Here is a 17,126-nt window from a genome sequence, read left to right on the forward strand (position 1 = left end):
CTTACAACCCCAGGTACTGCTCGAGTTCGAAGGGGGTGACCTGGCTGCGGTAGTTCTCCCACTCCCGCCACTTGTTGCGCAGGAAGTAGTCGAAGACGTGCTCACCGAGGGTTTCGGCGACGAGTTCGGACTTCTCCATCTCGCGCAGCGCGATGTCGAGATCGGTAGGCAGTTCGCGGTAGCCCATGGCGCGACGCTCGGCGGAGGTCAGCGACCACACGTCGTCCTCTGCTTCGGGGGCGAGCTCGTAGCCCTTCTCGATGCCGCGCAGACCTGCCGCGAGCAGTACTGCGAAGGTCAGGTAGGGGTTGCACGCCGAGTCGGGGGTGCGGATCTCCACGCGACGCGACGATGCCTTGTTCGGCGTGTACATCGGGACGCGCACGAGCGCGGACCGGTTCGACGGGCCCCAGCACGCGGCCGTGGGTGCCTCTCCCCCGTGCACGAGACGCTTGTAGGAGTTGACCCACTGGTTGGTGACGGCGCTGATCTCGTTGGAGTGCTCGAGGACACCGGCGATGAACGCCTTGCCGGTCGCCGAGAGCTGCAGCGGGTCGTCGGGGTCGTGGAAGGCGTTGGTCTCGCCCTCGAACAGCGACATGTGGGTGTGCATCGCGGAGCCGGCGTGGTCGCGGAAGGGCTTGGGCATGAAGGTGGCCCGCACGCCCTCCTGCATCGCGATCTCCTTGACCACGTAGCGGAAGGTCATGACGTTGTCGGCCATGGACAGCGCGTCGGCGTAGCGCAGGTCGATCTCCTGCTGGCCGGGCGCGGTCTCGTGGTGGCTGAACTCCACCGAGATGCCCATGGACTCGAGAGCGTCGATGGCGTGACGCCGGAAGTGCGGGGCCGAGCGGTGCACGGACTGGTCGAAGTAGCCGCCGATGTCGGCCGGGACCGGGGCGCTCCCCTCGGGGCCGTCCTCGACGAGGAAGAACTCGATCTCGGGGTGCACGTAGCAGCTGAAGCCGAGATCGGAGGCCTTGTTGAGCTGGCGGCGCAGCACGTGGCGGGGGTCGGCCCAGCTGGGGGTGCCGCCGGGCATGGTGATGTCGCAGAACATCCGGGCCGAGTACTGGTGACCCCGGTCGTCGCTCCAGGGCAGCACCTGGAAGGTGGTGGCGTCGGGACGCGCAACCATGTCGGCTTCGGAGATGCGGGAGAAGCCCTCGACGGCCGAGCCGTCGAAGCCGATGCCCTCCTCGAAGGCCCCTTCGAGTTCGGCAGGCGCGATCGCCACCGACTTGAGAGTGCCGACGACGTCGGTGAACCACAGACGCACGAACCGAATGTCGCGCTCTTCGAGGGTGCGGAGCACGAACTCCTTCTGGCGATCCATACCCGCGAGACTAGGCACAGTCCGTTAATTCCGTGTTACATCGGCAGGCGCATCCGGATGGCGTGTCGCTCACACGCCCCTCCGGTCAACAGCGAGGATCCCGCGCGGGCACCTCGAGATCCACCAGATAGCTGGTCACAGCGGTGTCCACGCACTCGTTGCCGTCCAGGGCGACGGTGTGCTGCGTTCCCTCGAAGGTCACCAGGACACCACCGAGCCGGGCGGCGAGTTCGACCCCCGCGTCGTAGGGGGTCGCGGGATCCCCGGTCGTCGAGACCACGAGCACGGGCGGCAGATCGCGAACGTCGGGAGTGTGCGGTTCCCCGGTGGCCGGGACCGGCCAGAAGGCACAGACGTCGAGGGCCGCCGATCCGGTGCCGCGGCCGTCGTCGAGGAACGGTGCGGCCGCGCGGAACCGCATGTCGAGTTCGCCCGCGAGCGCCCGGTCGGTCACCGGTGGGTCGTCCACGCACCGGATCGCGTTGAAAGCGTCGGTGATGTTGCTGTAGGTGCCGTCCTCGCCGCGCCCTTCGTAGAGATCGGCGAGCCGCAACAGGGTGTCGCCGGTGCCGGTGGTCGCGAGCGCCTCCAGCCCACCGCGCAGCGAACCCCACAGGGTCGGCGAATACAGGCCCTGCTGCACACCGGTGATGGCGTCGCGGTGGCTCAGTCCGCGCGGATCGGTGGTCGGTGCCGGAGCGTCGAGCAGCGGGTCGACGAGCCCGCGGAACCGCTCGGCGGCCCGGGCCGGATCGGTCCCGAGCGGGCACCCCGCGTACCGCGCGCAGTACGCCGCGAATTCGTCGAAGGCCTTCTGGAAGCCCTCGGCCTGCAGCACGATCTCCTCGACCGGGTCCTGCTCCGGATCGATCGCACCGTCGAGCACCATCGCCCGCACCCGGCCCGGGAAGGCCTCGGCATAGAGGGTGCCGAGCCGGGTGCCGTAGGAGTAGCCGAGATAGGTCAGCGCGTCGTCCCCGAGGACCCCGCGGAGGACGTCCATGTCCTGCACGACCTCGCGCGTGCCGAGGTGCGCGAGCAGATCCGTGCCGTTGCGTTCGGCGCACAGCTCCGCGTACTCCTGATTGCGCTTCTCCGTCGCGGCGATGCCCTCAGGGCTCGTGTCCCCGTCGTCCACAGCACGGTCGGCGTCGAACTCGGCGTCGGTGAGGCAGCGGACCGCCGGTTCGGACGATCCGACACCGCGGGGGTCGAAGCCGACCACGTCGAAGCGGTCGGCGAGGACGGTGCCGTCGGCCGCGAGCGCGGTGGACAGTCCCGAGGCGCCCGGGCCGCCGGGGTTGACCAGCAGGGAACCGATCCGGTCGCCGCCGGCGGGCAGTCGCGACACCGCGAGGGTGATCACCTCACCGTCCGGGTCCTCGTAGTCGAGGGGAACCTCGATGCGTGCGCACTCCACACCCTGCCGCACCATCATCGGCCCGTCGGCGTCGTACGGCCCGCACGACTCCCAGTCGACGTCCTGCTCATAGAACCGTTCGAGGCCCGGAACCACCCCGACCGCCGACGGCTGTCGTTGTTCCTGCGCGGTGTCACCGCACGCGGTCGCCGCGGCAGCGGCCACGAGCGCCAGGACGGACAGACGACGGATGCGCGCGCGAGCAGGGTGGGGCACGATCCGATCGTGCCATGCCCCGGTCAACCTGCAGCGACACGACCTGCACTCTCTTCCGAGCGGTCGTTCGGTGTGACGAATCGCACCGCTGCGCGGCCTTCGCGCTCTCCGGGCCGAGTGGCAGACTGAGACAGTCATCACCCGACCCGGGGACCCCGAGGGCCTCGAGGAAGAAAGGGACAGTGATGTCCGACAACGTGACGTCCGTATACGGCGGCGCGGCCTCCGCTGCAGCCCCTGCCGACATCCCCAAGCGCAAGACACGAGTCCATCACCTGCAGGCGATGAAGGCCGAAGGCCGCCGCTGGGCAGAGTTGACGGCCTACGACTACTCCTCCGCCCGCATCTTCGAGGAGGCGGGTATCCCCGTCCTGCTCGTGGGCGATTCCGCAGCCAACGTCGTCTACGGCTACGACACCACGGTGCCCGTGACCGTCGACGAACTCCTCCCCCTCGTCCACGGCGTAGTGCGCGGTGCTCCGCACGCGCTCGTCGTCGCCGACCTGCCGTTCGGCTCGTACGAGGCCTCGCCTGAACAGGCCCTCGCCACGGCCGTGCGGTTCATGAAGGAGGGCGGCGCCCACGCGGTGAAGCTCGAGGGTGGCGAGCGGATGGCTCCGCAGATCGCCGCGATCACCGCCGCCGGCATCCCCGTGCAGGCACACATCGGCTTCACCCCGCAGTCCGTGAACACACTCGGCGGGTTCCGGGTGCAGGGCCGCGGCGACGGCGCCGAGCAGCTCGTCGCCGACGCGATCGCCGTCCAGGAGGCAGGCGCCTTCTCCGTCGTGATGGAGATGGTGCCGGCCGACCTGGCCGGGCAGGTCACCCGCAAGCTGAGCATCCCGACCGTCGGCATCGGCGCCGGCAACGAGTGCGATGCCCAGGTCCTCGTCTGGCAGGACATGGCCGGCTACACGAGCGGGAAGACCGCGAAGTTCGTCAAGAAGTTCGGACAGGTGGGCGACGAACTGCGCCGCGCCGCAACACAGTACGCAGCAGAGGTCGGGCAGGGCACCTTCCCGGGGCCCGAGCACTCCTTCTGACGATCGCTCGTTTGCCGAGGGGCACCACCGACCGCGGTGGTGCCCCTCGTGCGTCCGGGATCACCGCCGTCCCGGGGTGCCCGCGGAAGCGACACTGAGTAAAATTTCGGTAATGAGCCACCCCTGGCACGCACTCGATTCCGGTGACACGCTCGCCCGGCTCGAGACCACCGAAGCGGGACTGACCACGGCCGAGGCGACCCGCCGGCGGGAGCTGTACGGACCCAATGCGCTGCCCGCTCCCCGCTCGGATCGCTGGTGGTGGCGACTGCTGCGACAGTTCCACAACGTCCTGCTGTACGTGATGATGGCGGCCGCTGTCGTCACCGCGTTCCTGGGCCACTGGATAGACACGGCAGTCCTGATGGGTGCCGTGATCGTGAACGCGCTCATCGGTTTCGTCCAGGAGGGTCGCGCCGCGTCCGCGCTCGACTCGATCCGTGCCATGCTCGCGCCCCGGACGCGGGTCCACCGCGACGGCCGGATCGTCGACATCCCCGCGGCAGATCTCGTGCCGGGCGACGTGGTGCGCCTCGCCTCCGGCGACCGCGTCCCCGCCGACCTGCGGATCCTGAGCTCGCGTGAGCTGCGCATCGACGAGGCGGCCCTGACCGGTGAATCCGTGCCCGTCGCCAAGACACCGGACCCGGTCGACGCCGACACCGAACTCGGCGACCGCAGATCGACGTGCTTCACCGGCACCGTCGCGGTTTTCGGCCAGGGTGACGGCGTGGTGATCGCGACCGGCTCCGACACCGAACTCGGCCGCATCAATGCCCTGTTGTCGGGTGTCGACCGCGCGGCCACACCGTTGCTCGAGCAGATCGGCCGCTTCGGCCGTTGGCTGGCGGCGGTCATCCTCCTCGCGTCCGCCGTGACCTTCGCGCTCGGTGTCGTGTGGCGCGGCGAGAGCCCGGCGGAGATGTTCACCCTCATGGTCGCGTTGGCCGCCTCCGCGATCCCCGAGGGACTCCCGGCCGTGATGACCGTGGCCCTGTCCCTCGGCGTGCAACGCATGGCCCGGCGCAACGCCGTCATCCGGCGCCTTCCTGCCGTCGAGACCCTCGGCTCGGTGACGGTGATCTGCTCCGACAAGACGGGCACGTTGACCCGCAACGAGATGACCGTGCAGAAGGTCGTGTGTGCGCACCGCACCGTCGAGGTGGGCGGTGTCGGTTACGCGCCGATCGGTTCGATCATCGCCGCCGAGAGTGGCGATCCGGTCGATCCGCACACCGACCCGGCACTCGATCTGGCCGTCCGCGCCGGTGTCCTGTGCAACGACACCGAGGTGGTCGAGGAGGACGGCGTGTGGGAGGTGCACGGCAACCCCACCGAGGCAGCGCTCGTCGTCCTCGGCCGCAAGGCCGGCCTGCCCACCGCGGCGGCCCACGAGCGGTGGCCGCGCCTCGATGTCGTCCCGTTCGAATCCGAACACAAGTTCATGGCGACCCTGCACCCGCACGACGACGGTCGCCGCGAACGCATCCTGCTCAAGGGCGCCCCGGAGCGGGTCCTCGTCGCCTGCACCGGCCAGCTCGGCGCCGACGGCGTGGTACGCCCCGTCGACGAGGCCTACTGGACCCGCCGCGCCGACGAGATCGCGGCCCAGGGCCTGCGCGTGCTGGCCCTCGCGTTCCGCGACCGCGAACCGGAGGACGGCGTGCTCGCCTTCGAAGACGCCCGGCACGACTTCACGATGCTCGCTCTGGTCGGCATCATCGACCCGCCGCGCGAGGAGGCGATCACGGCGGTGCGCGAATGCCACCGCGCCGGGATCACGGTGAAGATGATCACCGGTGACCACGCCGCCACCGCCGCCGAGATCGGGGCGCAGATGGGTCTCGGCACGGGTTCGCGGGCGATGACCGGCGCCGAGATCGAGACCCTCGACGATGCGGAACTGCGCCGGGTCGTCGCGGAGACGGACATCTTCGCGCGCACCAGTCCCGAGCACAAACTCCGTCTGGTGCGCGCCCTGCAGGCCGGCGGTCACGTCGTGGCGATGACCGGCGACGGTGTGAACGACGCGCCGGCGCTTGCGCGGGCCGACGTCGGGGTCGCGATGGGCATGACCGGAACCGAGGCCGCCAAGGAAGCGGCCGACGTCGTTCTCGCCGACGACAATTTCGCGAGCATCGCCGCCGCAGTCCGCGAGGGCCGCGGCGTCTACGACAACCTGAAGAAGTTCGTCCTCTTCATGCTGCCCACCAACGGCGGTGAGGCGCTGGTGGTCGTCGCCGCCATCCTCTTCCAGCTCACCCTGCCGCTCACACCCGCGCAGGTGCTGTGGATCAACCTCGCCACCGTCAGCACCCTCGGTCTGGCGCTCGCGTTCGAACCGACGGAGAAGTCGGTCATGCTCCGCAGGCCGCGACCGCCCGGGGAATCACTGCTGTCCCGCTTCTTCGTCTGGCGCGTGGTGATGGTGTCGGTGCTGATGATGGTCGGCTCGCTCGGCCTGTTCCTGTGGGAACTCGACCGCGGTGCACCGGTGGAGGTCGCGCGCACGCTCGCGGTGGACGCGATCGTCGTGGCCGAGATGTTCTACCTGCTCAACAGCCGCCGCATCCGCGACACGGTCCTCACCCGCGACGGGCTGTTCGGGAACCGGTACGTGCTTGCTGCGATCGCGGCGTGCGCCGCGTTGCAACTGTTGTTCACCTACGCCCCGTTCATGCAGGCGATCTTCGGGTCCGCCGCGATCTCGTGGGCGGACTGGGGCAAGGTGCTCGCGGCGGGCCTGCTGGTGTTCGTCGTCGCCGAGTTCGAGAAGTGGGTGGTCCGGCGCCTGCGACCGGCACCCGTGTCCTGACCGCCGACGGCCCCGTCCCCGGCCGGTGGCAGACTCGACGACGATCCGACCGTACGACCCGTGAGGTGTCCATGCAGATCCGCTCCAGTCTCGTTCCCGCCGTCGCCGTCGCGCTGGCAGGTGTTCTCGCGGCGTGCGCGCCGGCCCAGGACCCGGCACCGACCGGCACGTCCACCGAGTCCCCGGTGACGACGGAGACGACATCGGCTGCGGGGTCGAGCCCCGCGGAGGCCGGAGCGGGTGGCTTCACCGAGGCGCAGGCCGCAGATCTGTGTGCACGCCTCGAGGGCCAGCTGTCGAACTGGCGCACCTACACCCCCTCGGTGGGGCGCGGTGGCCTCAACATCCTCGTCGGCGAATGGGGTGCGGCGAACGGTGTCGACCTCGTCGCGCTCGCGGGCGACCGGGGCCGCATCGACGCGGCGACCTCCGCGCAGTGCCCGGAGGTGCGCGAGGAGGCCGTGCAGGCACTCGAGATCCCCGATCTCGCGTCGGGCCTCGTCGGGTTCTGATCCGTGGAGCGACGCGAACTGTATCCGCCGATCGAGCCGCACGAGACGGGCATGCTCGACGTCGGTGACGGCCAGCAGCTGTACTGGGAGGTCAGCGGCAACCCGCAAGGCAAGCCCGTGGTCTTCCTCCACGGTGGTCCGGGTGGCGGCACCGCACCCCTGCACCGGCGCTTCTTCGATCCGGGCGCCTACCGGATCGTGTTGTTCGACCAGCGCGGCTGCGGCCGGTCGCAGCCCCACGTGGCCGACGGCGCCGATCTGTCGGTCAACACCACCGACCATCTGGTCGCCGACATCGAGCGGCTGCGCACCTTCCTCGGTGTGGACCGGTGGATGGTCTTCGGCGGGTCGTGGGGCTCGACGCTCGCCCTCGCCTACGCCCAGCGGCACCCCGAGCACGTCACCGAACTCGTCCTGCGCGGGATCTTCCTGCTGCGCCGCAGCGAGATCGACTGGTACTACAACGGCGGCGCCGGGCAGCTGTTCCCTGAGGCGTGGGAAGGATTCTGTGCCCCGCTCGCCACCACTGGGCCCGGCGAGCATCCCGTGGACGTCTACCACCGCCTGCTGCACTCGACCGATCCGGACGTCGCCCTGAACGCGGCGATCGCGTGGTCCACCTGGGAGGGCGCCACGAGTTCACTGCTGCCGAACCCGGATCGCGTCGCGGAGACGGCCGAACCCCGGTTCGCGTTGGCCTTCGCTCGTATCGAGAACCACTACTTCCACCACCGTGGCTTCTTCGACGAGGGGGCACTCCTGCGCGACGCGCATCTGCTGCGCGACATCCCGGGCGTGATTGTGCAGGGCCGCTACGACGTGGTGTGCCCGACGCGCAGCGCGCACGACCTGCACGAGGCGTGGCCGTTCTCCCGCCTGCACATCGTCGACGACGCGGGCCATGCGGCGACCGAACCGGGAATCGTGCACCGGCTCGTCGAGGCCACCGACACCTTCCGCTGACCCGGATCAGCCCGGCAACCGCCCGAAGCCGACCACGGCGTCGTCCCCGGTCACGTCGAGTTCGTGGACGCGGATGCGGCCCATCTCGTTTCCGCCGACGGTGATCGCGGAATCACCGTCGACGGCGACGACGATGTTCGTGTGCTCGCGCTGACCGACACCGATCCTGTTGTGGTACAGCACCACATCGCCGACCTCCGGCCGGTAACCCGTTCCTGCCGGTTCGTAGCGGCCCGTCTGCTCGTAGTACTCCTGGAGTGTGTACACGCCCGGGATCCGCCAGTGGCCCGAATGCGGATTGGACAGCGGCACACCGGCTTCCCGCATGATCCAGCTGACGAAGTCGGCGCACCACGGTTCGCGGACACCCTCCGAGTAGAACGTGCCGGGCTTCTGCGCCTCGTGCTGCTCCTCGAGCAGTTCGACGATCCGCACCTGCGTCGGTGTCAACGCCGACGTGTCGATCTCGGGGAACGACGCACTGTCCCAGGGGAACAGCCGGTTCGGCAGGATCCACCACACGAGCACCGCGAGCGCCGCGCACAACGCGACCGCGACGGCGAGGACGGCAGCGACCGGACGTCGCCGCCGCGTGGTCTCACCGGTCATGGTCGAAGCGGATCTTGCGGGCCTGCGGGTCGACGAGGGTGAGCCGCACCCGCACGGTGCTGCCCTCCTCGGGTGCCCCGCCGCACGGGCCGATGACGGTCTCGGAGGCGACGAACACCTCGGCGTCATGCCGGTCGGTGGCTTCCTTCAGCACCGTCGCCTCGAAGGTCTCTCCCACTCGCGGCGCGAGCACGACGGCCTCGGCCAGGTCGATGCACGCCCGGTTCACCTTGCCGGCGAGCGAATCGGTCGACGACATGATCTTCGGCATCGCGGACAGTTCGGCGCGCACCGCCTCCGGGACGGGCAGGCCCGACGACACCGCGAGGCACACCTCGGTGGCGTATCGGTCGGACAACCGGCGCAACGGCGCGGTGACATGCGCGTAGGGCGCGCCGATCGCTCCGTGCAGGATGGTCTCGGGCAGGTCACCGTCGAAGGCGGCATAGGACGCCCCGCGCAGTAGCGTCGGCGCTTCGCTCATCAACACGAGCGTGCGCGGATCGTGGGCGTCGAGTCCGGCGAGGAAGGACCCGACTCCCATCTCCGGCGGCCACGGCACGTCCAACGACCGAGCGGTGCGACGCAGCCCGTCGACCGCCGCGGGATCGGCGGCGGGAAGGGTGCGCAGCAGACCGACCCCGGCGTCGATCATCATCTGCGCGGCGCACATTCCGGTGAGCAGCGAGATCTCGGAGTTCCACTCGTCGGCCTCGGTCCGCGGTTCGATCTGCAGCCTCCAGCCGTCGCCGTGCGGCACGACGTCCTGCGTGGGCAGACGCAGTTCGATCGCGCCGCGCGCGAGCGCCGCGGCCGAGCGCAACCGGCCGAAGTCGGGCAACGCCTCGACGGACGGATGCAACCTGTCCGCGTCGGCGTCGCGCTGCACTCCGGCGTAGTCCATGCGCGCGACCGACCGGACGAGCGCACGCCGCACGCTCACCGCGACGGGCTCCCCGCCGTGGTCGGTCTCGATCCGCCACAACGCCGCGGGGCGGACGACGTCCGGCAGCAGGCTCGCCGTGCCCTCGGACACTTCGCGTGGATGCAGCGGAACCGAGCCGTCGGGCAGGTAGAAGGTCTGCCCGCGACGATGTGTCTCGGCGTCGAGAGCGCCGCCCGGTTCGACGAGTGCGTACACGTCGGCGATCGCGTAGTGCAGCACGAAGCCGTCGTCGGTGCGTTCGAGGTGCAGCGCCTGATCGAGATCCATCGATCCGGGTGGGTCGATGGTCACGAGCGGCAGGTCGGTGCGGTCCTCGCGGACGTCCGCGTAGCGGTCGGCCGCCTGCCGTGCCTCGTCGAGGGCATCCGACGGGAAGCCGTCGACGAGGTCGAATTCGGCGCGCACGTCGGCGAAGTCGATCGCCGGCGCGACGACGATGGGAGTGGTCACCACGATGCTCGGGAACTCCTGCGGTTCCGGGTGCTCGTCGTCGAACTCAACCGTTCTTCCAGTCGTCGTCGGCGGCGTCGGCCGCCTTGTTCCGCTCTGCCGCGATCTCCAGCGCCCGCTGAGCGGTCTCCCGATCCGGGTAGGGCCCCATGCGGTTGAGGGCGTGCGGATCCTTGCCCTGGGAGACCTTCCCCGTACGCACGTCGTAGTACCAGCCGTCGTCGCTCATGGTCTCAGTGTGCCCGAACGACGTCCTCGTGTACGGGCAACCCGTCGGCGGGCGTGGCGCGGTACTGTCGGGCCGCACACATGTGCTCGATGTCCGAACGCGCATGTGCTCGATGTCCGAACGAAGGAGCACGCCATGTCCTACATCCTCTACGACGCGTTGCTGCCCTGGCTGGGTCCGGATGCGGCCTCCTACTGGGCGCACCTGCTGGTCATCTATCCGATCTGACCCGACCGGTAGCAACGCGGTGGGATCGGGAGACGCCGGGCGAACGAGCCGGCCTGTAAGCCGGATCCTGTCCCCCGCCGAAACGGGGTGGCGACCATCCATCTGGGCACACCGTCGCCGGGTACCTCGAGCGGTTCACCCGCAGGCTCGGGCGAGCAGCCCTCGAACACCTGCGCAGCCGCACCGCACGCGGTGCGACCTTCAACCTTGCTCCGGGCGGGGTTTACCTAGCCGCCCCGGTCACCCGGGGCGCTGGTGCGCTCTTACCGCACCCTTTCACCCTTACCTGCCGTACGGCAGGCGGTTTGCTTTCTGTGGCACTGTCCCGCGAGTCACCTCGGGTTGCCGTTAGCAACCGCCCTGCTCTGTGGAGTCCGGACTTTCCTCGATTCAGGGCCTGGCACCATCCGGTACCGGTTCCCTGCTCCGCGGCCGCCCGGCCGACTCGTTCGCTCGACCAGACTATCCCGCGGCGTATCGGCGCCGCCAACTACGGTGCACTCATGACGCGACTCGTGGCCCTGCTCCGCGGAATCAACGTCGGCGGCATCCGCATCCGGATGGCCGATCTGAAGAAGGTCTTCGTCGGCCTCGGCTTCGAGAACGTCCGCACCGTACTCGCGTCCGGCAACGTGCTCTTCGACTCCGAGGACGACCCCGCCACCGCGAAGGCCCGGATCGAGGCCGCACTCACCGAGCGGTTCGGTTACGAGGCCTACACCTTCGTCGTCGAGCAGTCGTATCTCGCGCGGGTCGTCGAGGCGTATCCCTTCGACGACGCACGCGCCGACCGGCATTCGTACGTCGTGTTCGTCTCCGATCCCGCCGTACTCGAATCGCTGGCCGCCCTGTCGGACGATCTCGATCCGAATCTCGAGTGCATCGAGGTAGGCAAGAGGGTCCTCTACTGGCAGGTCGTGAAGGGCTCGACGCTCGACAGTGCCGTGGGGAAACAGTCGGGTTCGGCCCGGAACAAGGCGACGACGACCGTCCGGAACCTCAACACGCTGCGTCGACTGGCCTGACAGGGCACGTCGCCGGCCATCGCACCTGCGTACAGACTGCAGGTAGCGTCCCTCCTCGACATTCGGCCCGCCGGAAGGTCCAGGATGCGCAGACGCACCGGAGCATTCGCCTCGATCGCCGCGGCTGCACTCCTCGCGACCACACCGACGGTGGAGACCGCCGAGTCCGATACCGACTTCTACACGTCCCCTCCGGCCTTCGAGACGGCGCCGCTCGGCGACGTCCTGCGCACCGCATCGTCGGTCGCCGCCGTCGTCCCGAAAACCCCGGCCGTCCTCGACGCGGCCGTCACCCGCTTGATGTACCGAGCGGTCTCGACCCCGACGGCCCGATCGCGTTCTGGGGATATTCGCAGGGCGGCATGGTATCCGCCTCGGCCGCCGAACTCGCCGCGACGTACGCCCCGAACTGTCGGTGGTCGGCGCCGTGGCCGGTTCACCGCCCGCCGACCTGGGCGACCTCGCCGTAGCCGGCGACGGATCCCTGCTCTCCGGCGGGATCGGTTGGGTCGTCGACGGTTTCATCTCGGCGACGAGCCGTGGGCGTCGCTGGTCGCCGAGCAGCAACTCAGCAACCGCGCCCCGGCAATGCCGGTCTTCGTGGCGCAGAGCACGGGCGACGACCTCGTGCTCGTCCAAGGGGTCGACCCCATGGTCGACGAGTGGTGCTCGGCCGGCGCCGACGTCACCTACCGCCGCTACGACGTCGGACCCGTTCTGACGAAGACCGGGACGGGCCATCTGATCGGCATGTTCCCGGCCGTCGTCGAAGGCCTCGACTGGCTCGATCAGCGGTTCTCCGGCCGGGAATCCCAGTCCGACTGCACCGCCTGACATCCCGCCGGAAGAATTTCTCGGGACCGTGTAACACCCTCGGCCGGCCGACAGATAGACCTGATGAGTGGCCGCGCAGGCAACCCCCCGACATGTCTGCGCGGCCACTTGTCGTTTCGCGACCGCTACGGGTTCACAGGTGCGAGGTGTCGTTGACGAGCCGCACGGACGAGCCGCCGTCCGCGTAGAACTCGGCGATGCTGAGCGACGCGAGATCCAGGTGCAGGCGGTACAGCAGCGACGGGCCGGACTCGAGCGCCATCTGCAGGAACGTCTTGATGGGCGTGACGTGCGAGACGACCAGCACGGTCGAGCCGGCGTAGTCGGTCAGCAGGTCGTCGCGCACCGAGGCGATCCGCTTGGCGACCTCGTCGAAGCTCTCGCCGTTCGGGGGTCGCACGGAGGTGTCGCCGAGCCAGCGGCGGTGCAGTTCGGGATCGCGACGCGCGGCCTCGGCGAAGGTGAGACCCTCCCAGTCGCCGAAATCCGTCTCGATCAGCCCGTCGTGCACCGTCACCGGGAGATCGAGGGCGTCGGCGGCCGCAGCGGCCGTCTCCCGCGCTCGCCCCAGCGGTGACGCCAGCACGGCGGTGATCCCGCCGCGGGCACCGAGTCGCCGGGCCGCGGCGACCGCCTGGTCGCGACCGAGTTCGGTCAGCTCCGGGTTGCCCCGCCCCGAGTAGCGACGCTCGACCGACAGCGAGGTCTGCCCGTGACGCAGCAGCAGAAGACGGGTCGGTGACCCGACCGCACCGGTCCAGCCGGGTGAAGGCGGCACTGCCGGATCGGGCACAGGCACGGCCGGCGGGGTGGCGACGTTCTCGATCCCCGCATTCGACGGCGCCACGGGACGCGTCACAGTGTCGGACGCGACGTCCAGCAGCGCTTCGGCCGCCGCGTCCATCGCGGCGTTGGCCAGCCGGTCGGCGTGGGCGTTCTCCGCACGCGGGATCCACGTGAAGTCGACACTGCGGAACCGGCCGGCGAGCTCACGTGCCTGCGCGGCCAGCGGGATCATGTCGGCATGTTTGACCTGCCACCGTCCGCTCATCTGCTCGACGACGAGCTTGGAATCCATGCGGACGTGCACCTCGTCGGCGCCGAGCTCGGCGGCGGCGGTGAGACCGGCGATCAGACCCTTGTACTCGGCGACGTTGTTCGTCGCGCGCCCGATGCTCGCCTGGCGTTCGGCGAGGACGGTCCGATGGTCGGCATCGAAGACCACGGCACCGTAACCGGCCGGTCCGGGATTCCCGCGAGAACCACCGTCCGCTTCGACGACGACCGTCGTCACAGTCCGGATTCCTTGGTGCGGACCAGGATCGCGTCGCACTCCGGGCACCGGACGAGCAGATCGGCGGGTGCGGCGGCGATCCGGGCGATCTCACCGCGGTCCAGTTCGAGACGGCACGCGCCGCAGCGGCGGGCCTGCAGCAGTGCGGCGCCGATGCCGGACTTCTCGCGCTGCTTCTCGTAGAGCGTCACCAGTTCCGTAGGGAAGACGGCGAGCAGTGCCTCGCGGTCGCTGCGGCACCGCTGCTCGGCCACCTCGATGTCGGCGAGCGCCTCGTCGCGGGCCCGGACGGCGTCGCCGAGCTGGTCGTCGACCTGCGAGACCCGCGCACCGGCGTGGTCGTGGTCGGCCTTCGACGCCTCACGACGCTCCATGACCTCGAGCAGGTCGTCCTCGAGTGCCGCCTGGCGACGCTCGAGGCTGGTGAGCTCGTGCTGCAGTTCGGTGAGCTGCTTCGATCCCACCGAGCCGCTCTGGAGCATCGACCGGTCGCGGTCGGCGCGCATGCGCACGGCCTCGATCTCGCCCTCGAGCTTCCGGATGTCCCGGTCGAGGTCGTCGAGGATGATCTCGACGGCCACCGCGGCGTCCTTGCGCGCGTTGCGCTCGGTCTGCAGGCGGTCCACCTCCTGCTGTTCGGGCAGTGTCCGACGGCGATGCGCGAGGCGGTTCAGCTCTGCGTCCACGGCGGCGAGGGACAGCAGCTTGGCCTGCACGGTGGGTTCGACGTTCACTCGGGTGGTTCCTGCTTTCGATGGTGTGTCGGTGGACCGGGAGTCGGCGGCCACGCGGGACGTGTCGTAGCTGATTACCGTACCGCGCCCGCCGCGGTCGTCCAGGGATCGGTGCGCAACTCGCTGACCCGCGCCTGCCAGCCGTCCCGATCGGCGAACGCCCTATCGAGGACGTCGCGGGCCTGCGCGCACCACGGGTACTCGCTCGCCCAGTGCGCGACGTCCACCAGCGCGGGACCCCCGGCGCGCAGATGCTCGTCGGCGGGATGGTGCCGCAGGTCGGCGGTGACGTAGACGTCGACGCCCTGCGCGGTGGCGAGCCCGAGGAAAGAATCACCGGATCCGCCGCACACCGCCACGGTCCGCACCGGCCGGTCGGGGTCGCCCGCACCGCGCACACCCCATTCGGTGGCCGGCAGCGCGGCGGCGACGTCAGCGGTGAACTCGCGCAACGTGCGGGTCTGCGGCAGCTCCCCCACCCGGCCGAGCCCGCGATCGCTCGGTAGGTCGGCGAGTTCGATGATGTCGAAGGCCGGTTCCTCGTACGGGTGCGCGTCGCGCAGGGCCGCGAGTACCGCCGCGCGCGACCGGCGCGGCGCGATGACCTCGATCCGGTCCTCGGGGACGCGTTCGAGGTCGCCGACCGAGCCGACGGCCGGGTCCGCGCCGTCGACCGGGCGGAACTGGCCGGTGCCCGTGGTCGACCAGCAGCATTCGCGGTAGTTGCCGAGGGCACCCGCGCCCGCTGCGAACAGTCCCGCGCGCACCGTGTCGGCGGCGTCGGACGGCACCATCACGACCCACTTGTCGGTCGCGGGTTCGGGCTTGGCCTCGAGCGGTCGCAGGCCGGTCAGGCCCAGCGCCCCGGCGAGGGCGTCCGAGACACCGGGGTTCGCACGGTCGGCGTTGGTGTGCGCGGTGAACAGAGCGCAGCCGCCGCGGATGAGGCGGTGGATCAGCGCGCCCTTGGGGGTGTGCGCGCCCACCGTGTCGACTCCGCGCAGCAGCAGCGGGTGGTGCACCAGCAGCAGTTGCGCGCCCCATTCGATCGCCTCGTCGACGACAGCCGCGGTCGCGTCGACGGCGAGCAGCACCTTGCGCACCGGCTCGTCGGGGTCGCCGGCGACGAGTCCCACCGAGTCCCAGCTCTCCGCCAGCGACGGCGGGTAGGCCGTCTCCAGAACGTCGATCACCTCACGCAGCGTCGCCGCCGTCACGTCCACCTCCAGCCGATCCGCTCTCTCCTACGCGCACGACCCTACGCGGCGGAAGACCGAACGAACGGGGAGAATGGCCCGGTGACCGTTCTCGCTGCCACCCAGCCGCTCGTGCTCCCTGCTCCCGTCGTCCTCTTCGATCTGGACGGCACGCTCACCGATTCCGCGACCGGGGTGATCAACGGGTTCCTCCACGCCGCCGAGACGACCGGTTTCGAGGCACCGGACGGCGACCTGCAGTGGCTGCTCGGACCGCCCATGCGCGACACCCTGCAGAATCTCGGGCTCGACGAGGAGCAGCTCGCTGCGGGACTCGCGGCCTACCGGGACTACTACTCCGCCACCGGCTGGGCGGAGAACGCCGTCTTCGACGGCATCGAAGCAGTGCTCGAGGCCGTCCGTGAGGCAGGTAGCCGCCTGGCGGTGGCGACGTCGAAGTCCCAGACGTTCGCCGAACGGATCCTCGACCACTTCGGTCTGACCGGATACTTCGAGTTCATCGGGGGTGCGAGCGACGACGGCGCCCGGCGGCACAAGTGGGAGGTCGTCGCGCACAGCCTCGCCGCTCTCGGGATCGATCCGCAGGATGCCGAGGCCGGCGGCACGACCGGCGTGGTGATGGTGGGCGACCGCGAGCACGACATCCACGGTGCGGGCCGGTTCGGCATCCCCACGGTCTTCGTCGAGTGGGGTTACGGGACCGAGACCGAGGGTCGTGCGGCGGCGCGGACGACCGCCTCGGTCGAAGAACTGCGGGAGGTGCTCACGGGTGGACGCTGACGACCGCTTCCACGTGACCTTCGTGTGCACCGGCAACATCTGCCGGTCGCCGATGGCCGAGAAGATCTTCGCCGAACACCTGCGCCGGGAAGGACTCGACGAGCGCGTCCGGGTGAGCAGCGCCGGCACGCACGGCTGGCACGTCGGGTCCGAGGCGGATCCGCGCACCGATGCGGTGCTGCAGCGGCACGGTTATCCCACCGGTCACTGCGCGGCGAAGCTCGGTGCCGAGCACCTGGCGGCCGACCTCGTCGTCGCCATGACCACCACTCACGAGCGGGCGCTGGCGCAGCTCGGTGTCCCGTCCGATCGCCGTGTGCTGCTGCGTTCGTTCGATCCCGACGCCGACGACGATTCCGTGCCCGATCCGTACTACGGCTCTCTCGACGAGTTCGAGCAGGTCCGCGAACAGATCGAAACCGCCGTTCCGGGCCTGCTCGAGCGGGTGCGGCAGCAGTGAGACGCACCT

At 70.0% G+C, this 17,126-nt stretch carries 16 protein-coding genes, 1 other RNA gene and 1 pseudogene; 9 read left to right on the forward strand and 9 right to left on the reverse strand.

The window, feature by feature from the left end:
- Position 1 precedes the first annotated feature (1 nt).
- Together glnA and KXC42_RS14695 are read right to left on the reverse strand one after the other, a co-directional pair.
- On the reverse strand, positions 2-1,339 hold the full coding sequence (gene glnA, locus KXC42_RS14690; protein ID WP_071935203.1) for a type I glutamate--ammonia ligase: 1,338 nt from the start codon (positions 1,337-1,339) through the stop codon (positions 2-4).
- An 85-nt stretch (positions 1,340-1,424) separates the two neighbouring features.
- Entirely contained in the window at positions 1,425-2,975 is a 1,551-nt protein-coding gene (locus tag KXC42_RS14695) for an alpha/beta hydrolase (protein ID WP_219129200.1), read from the reverse strand.
- 185 nt (positions 2,976-3,160) lie between these two features.
- Between KXC42_RS14695 and panB the strand changes: the two genes are divergently transcribed.
- The 4 genes from panB (at position 3,161) to pip (ending at position 8,311) form a co-directional block, all read left to right on the forward strand.
- Entirely contained in the window at positions 3,161-4,021 is an 861-nt protein-coding gene (panB, locus tag KXC42_RS14700) for a 3-methyl-2-oxobutanoate hydroxymethyltransferase (RefSeq protein ID WP_219129201.1), read from the forward strand.
- A 112-nt stretch (positions 4,022-4,133) separates the two neighbouring features.
- Entirely contained in the window at positions 4,134-6,836 is a 2,703-nt protein-coding gene (locus tag KXC42_RS14705) for a cation-transporting P-type ATPase (protein ID WP_219129202.1), read from the forward strand.
- 71 nt (positions 6,837-6,907) lie between these two features.
- Complete coding sequence (locus KXC42_RS14710; RefSeq protein WP_033097808.1) at positions 6,908-7,348, forward strand: hypothetical protein; 441 nt, start codon at positions 6,908-6,910, stop codon at positions 7,346-7,348.
- 51 nt (positions 7,349-7,399) lie between these two features.
- Complete coding sequence (pip, locus tag KXC42_RS14715; protein ID WP_052227279.1) at positions 7,400-8,311, forward strand: prolyl aminopeptidase; 912 nt, start codon at positions 7,400-7,402, stop codon at positions 8,309-8,311.
- Positions 8,312-8,317: 6 nt separating this feature from the next.
- Here pip and KXC42_RS14720 read toward each other — a convergent pair whose 3' ends face one another.
- The 4 genes from KXC42_RS14720 to rnpB form a co-directional block, all read right to left on the reverse strand.
- On the reverse strand, positions 8,318-8,920 hold the full coding sequence (locus KXC42_RS14720; protein WP_019289798.1) for a CHAP domain-containing protein: 603 nt from the start codon (positions 8,918-8,920) through the stop codon (positions 8,318-8,320).
- The gene (locus tag KXC42_RS14725; RefSeq protein WP_121209159.1) at positions 8,910-10,319 is read right to left on the reverse strand and encodes an RNB domain-containing ribonuclease; all 1,410 of its coding nucleotides are present in this window, start codon (positions 10,317-10,319) and stop codon (positions 8,910-8,912) included. The genes KXC42_RS14720 and KXC42_RS14725 overlap by 11 nt, the downstream gene beginning before the upstream one ends.
- Positions 10,320-10,362: 43 nt before the next feature.
- Complete coding sequence (locus KXC42_RS14730) at positions 10,363-10,545, reverse strand: hypothetical protein (protein WP_006554424.1); 183 nt, start codon at positions 10,543-10,545, stop codon at positions 10,363-10,365.
- A 268-nt stretch (positions 10,546-10,813) separates the two neighbouring features.
- Positions 10,814-11,221, reverse strand: an RNA gene (gene rnpB, locus KXC42_RS14735) — RNase P RNA component class A.
- Between the two features lie 55 nt (positions 11,222-11,276).
- On the opposite strand from rnpB, the gene KXC42_RS14740 reads away from it, so the two are divergent.
- The 3 genes and pseudogenes from KXC42_RS14740 (at position 11,277) to KXC42_RS27325 (ending at position 12,632) form a co-directional block, all read left to right on the forward strand.
- Positions 11,277-11,798: a DUF1697 domain-containing protein gene (locus tag KXC42_RS14740; RefSeq protein WP_019289801.1), complete on the forward strand. Its 522-nt coding sequence runs from the start codon at positions 11,277-11,279 to the stop codon at positions 11,796-11,798.
- A gap of 362 nt (positions 11,799-12,160) precedes the next feature.
- A pseudogene (locus tag KXC42_RS27320) lies at positions 12,161-12,267 on the forward strand (lipase family protein); the annotation flags it as partial.
- A gap of 119 nt (positions 12,268-12,386) precedes the next feature.
- Entirely contained in the window at positions 12,387-12,632 is a 246-nt protein-coding gene (locus KXC42_RS27325; RefSeq protein ID WP_230826264.1) for a lipase family protein, read from the forward strand.
- A gap of 133 nt (positions 12,633-12,765) precedes the next feature.
- Here KXC42_RS27325 and KXC42_RS14750 read toward each other — a convergent pair whose 3' ends face one another.
- The 3 genes from KXC42_RS14750 to KXC42_RS14760 form a co-directional block, all read right to left on the reverse strand.
- Positions 12,766-13,926 carry a bifunctional RNase H/acid phosphatase gene (locus tag KXC42_RS14750; protein ID WP_217579672.1) on the reverse strand — a complete coding sequence of 387 codons (1,161 nt, stop codon included), beginning with the start codon at positions 13,924-13,926 and terminating at the stop codon, positions 12,766-12,768.
- Entirely contained in the window at positions 13,923-14,660 is a 738-nt protein-coding gene (locus KXC42_RS14755) for a zinc ribbon domain-containing protein (protein WP_006554428.1), read from the reverse strand. The genes KXC42_RS14750 and KXC42_RS14755 overlap by 4 nt, the downstream gene beginning before the upstream one ends.
- Positions 14,661-14,734: 74 nt before the next feature.
- Entirely contained in the window at positions 14,735-15,883 is a 1,149-nt protein-coding gene (locus KXC42_RS14760; protein WP_006554429.1) for a Nif3-like dinuclear metal center hexameric protein, read from the reverse strand.
- A 75-nt stretch (positions 15,884-15,958) separates the two neighbouring features.
- On the opposite strand from KXC42_RS14760, the gene KXC42_RS14765 reads away from it, so the two are divergent.
- Both KXC42_RS14765 and KXC42_RS14770 read left to right on the forward strand, forming a co-directional pair.
- Positions 15,959-16,657, forward strand: a complete 699-nt coding sequence (locus KXC42_RS14765; protein WP_219129203.1) for an HAD hydrolase-like protein — start codon at positions 15,959-15,961, stop codon at positions 16,655-16,657.
- Positions 16,647-17,117: a low molecular weight protein-tyrosine-phosphatase gene (locus KXC42_RS14770; protein WP_094980369.1), complete on the forward strand. Its 471-nt coding sequence runs from the start codon at positions 16,647-16,649 to the stop codon at positions 17,115-17,117. The genes KXC42_RS14765 and KXC42_RS14770 overlap by 11 nt, the downstream gene beginning before the upstream one ends.
- Positions 17,118-17,126 lie beyond the last annotated feature (9 nt).

It is taken from the genome of Rhodococcus sp. LW-XY12, from assembly GCF_019317345.1.
Taxonomy (GTDB): Bacteria; Actinomycetota; Actinomycetes; order Mycobacteriales; family Mycobacteriaceae; genus Rhodococcus; species Rhodococcus pyridinivorans.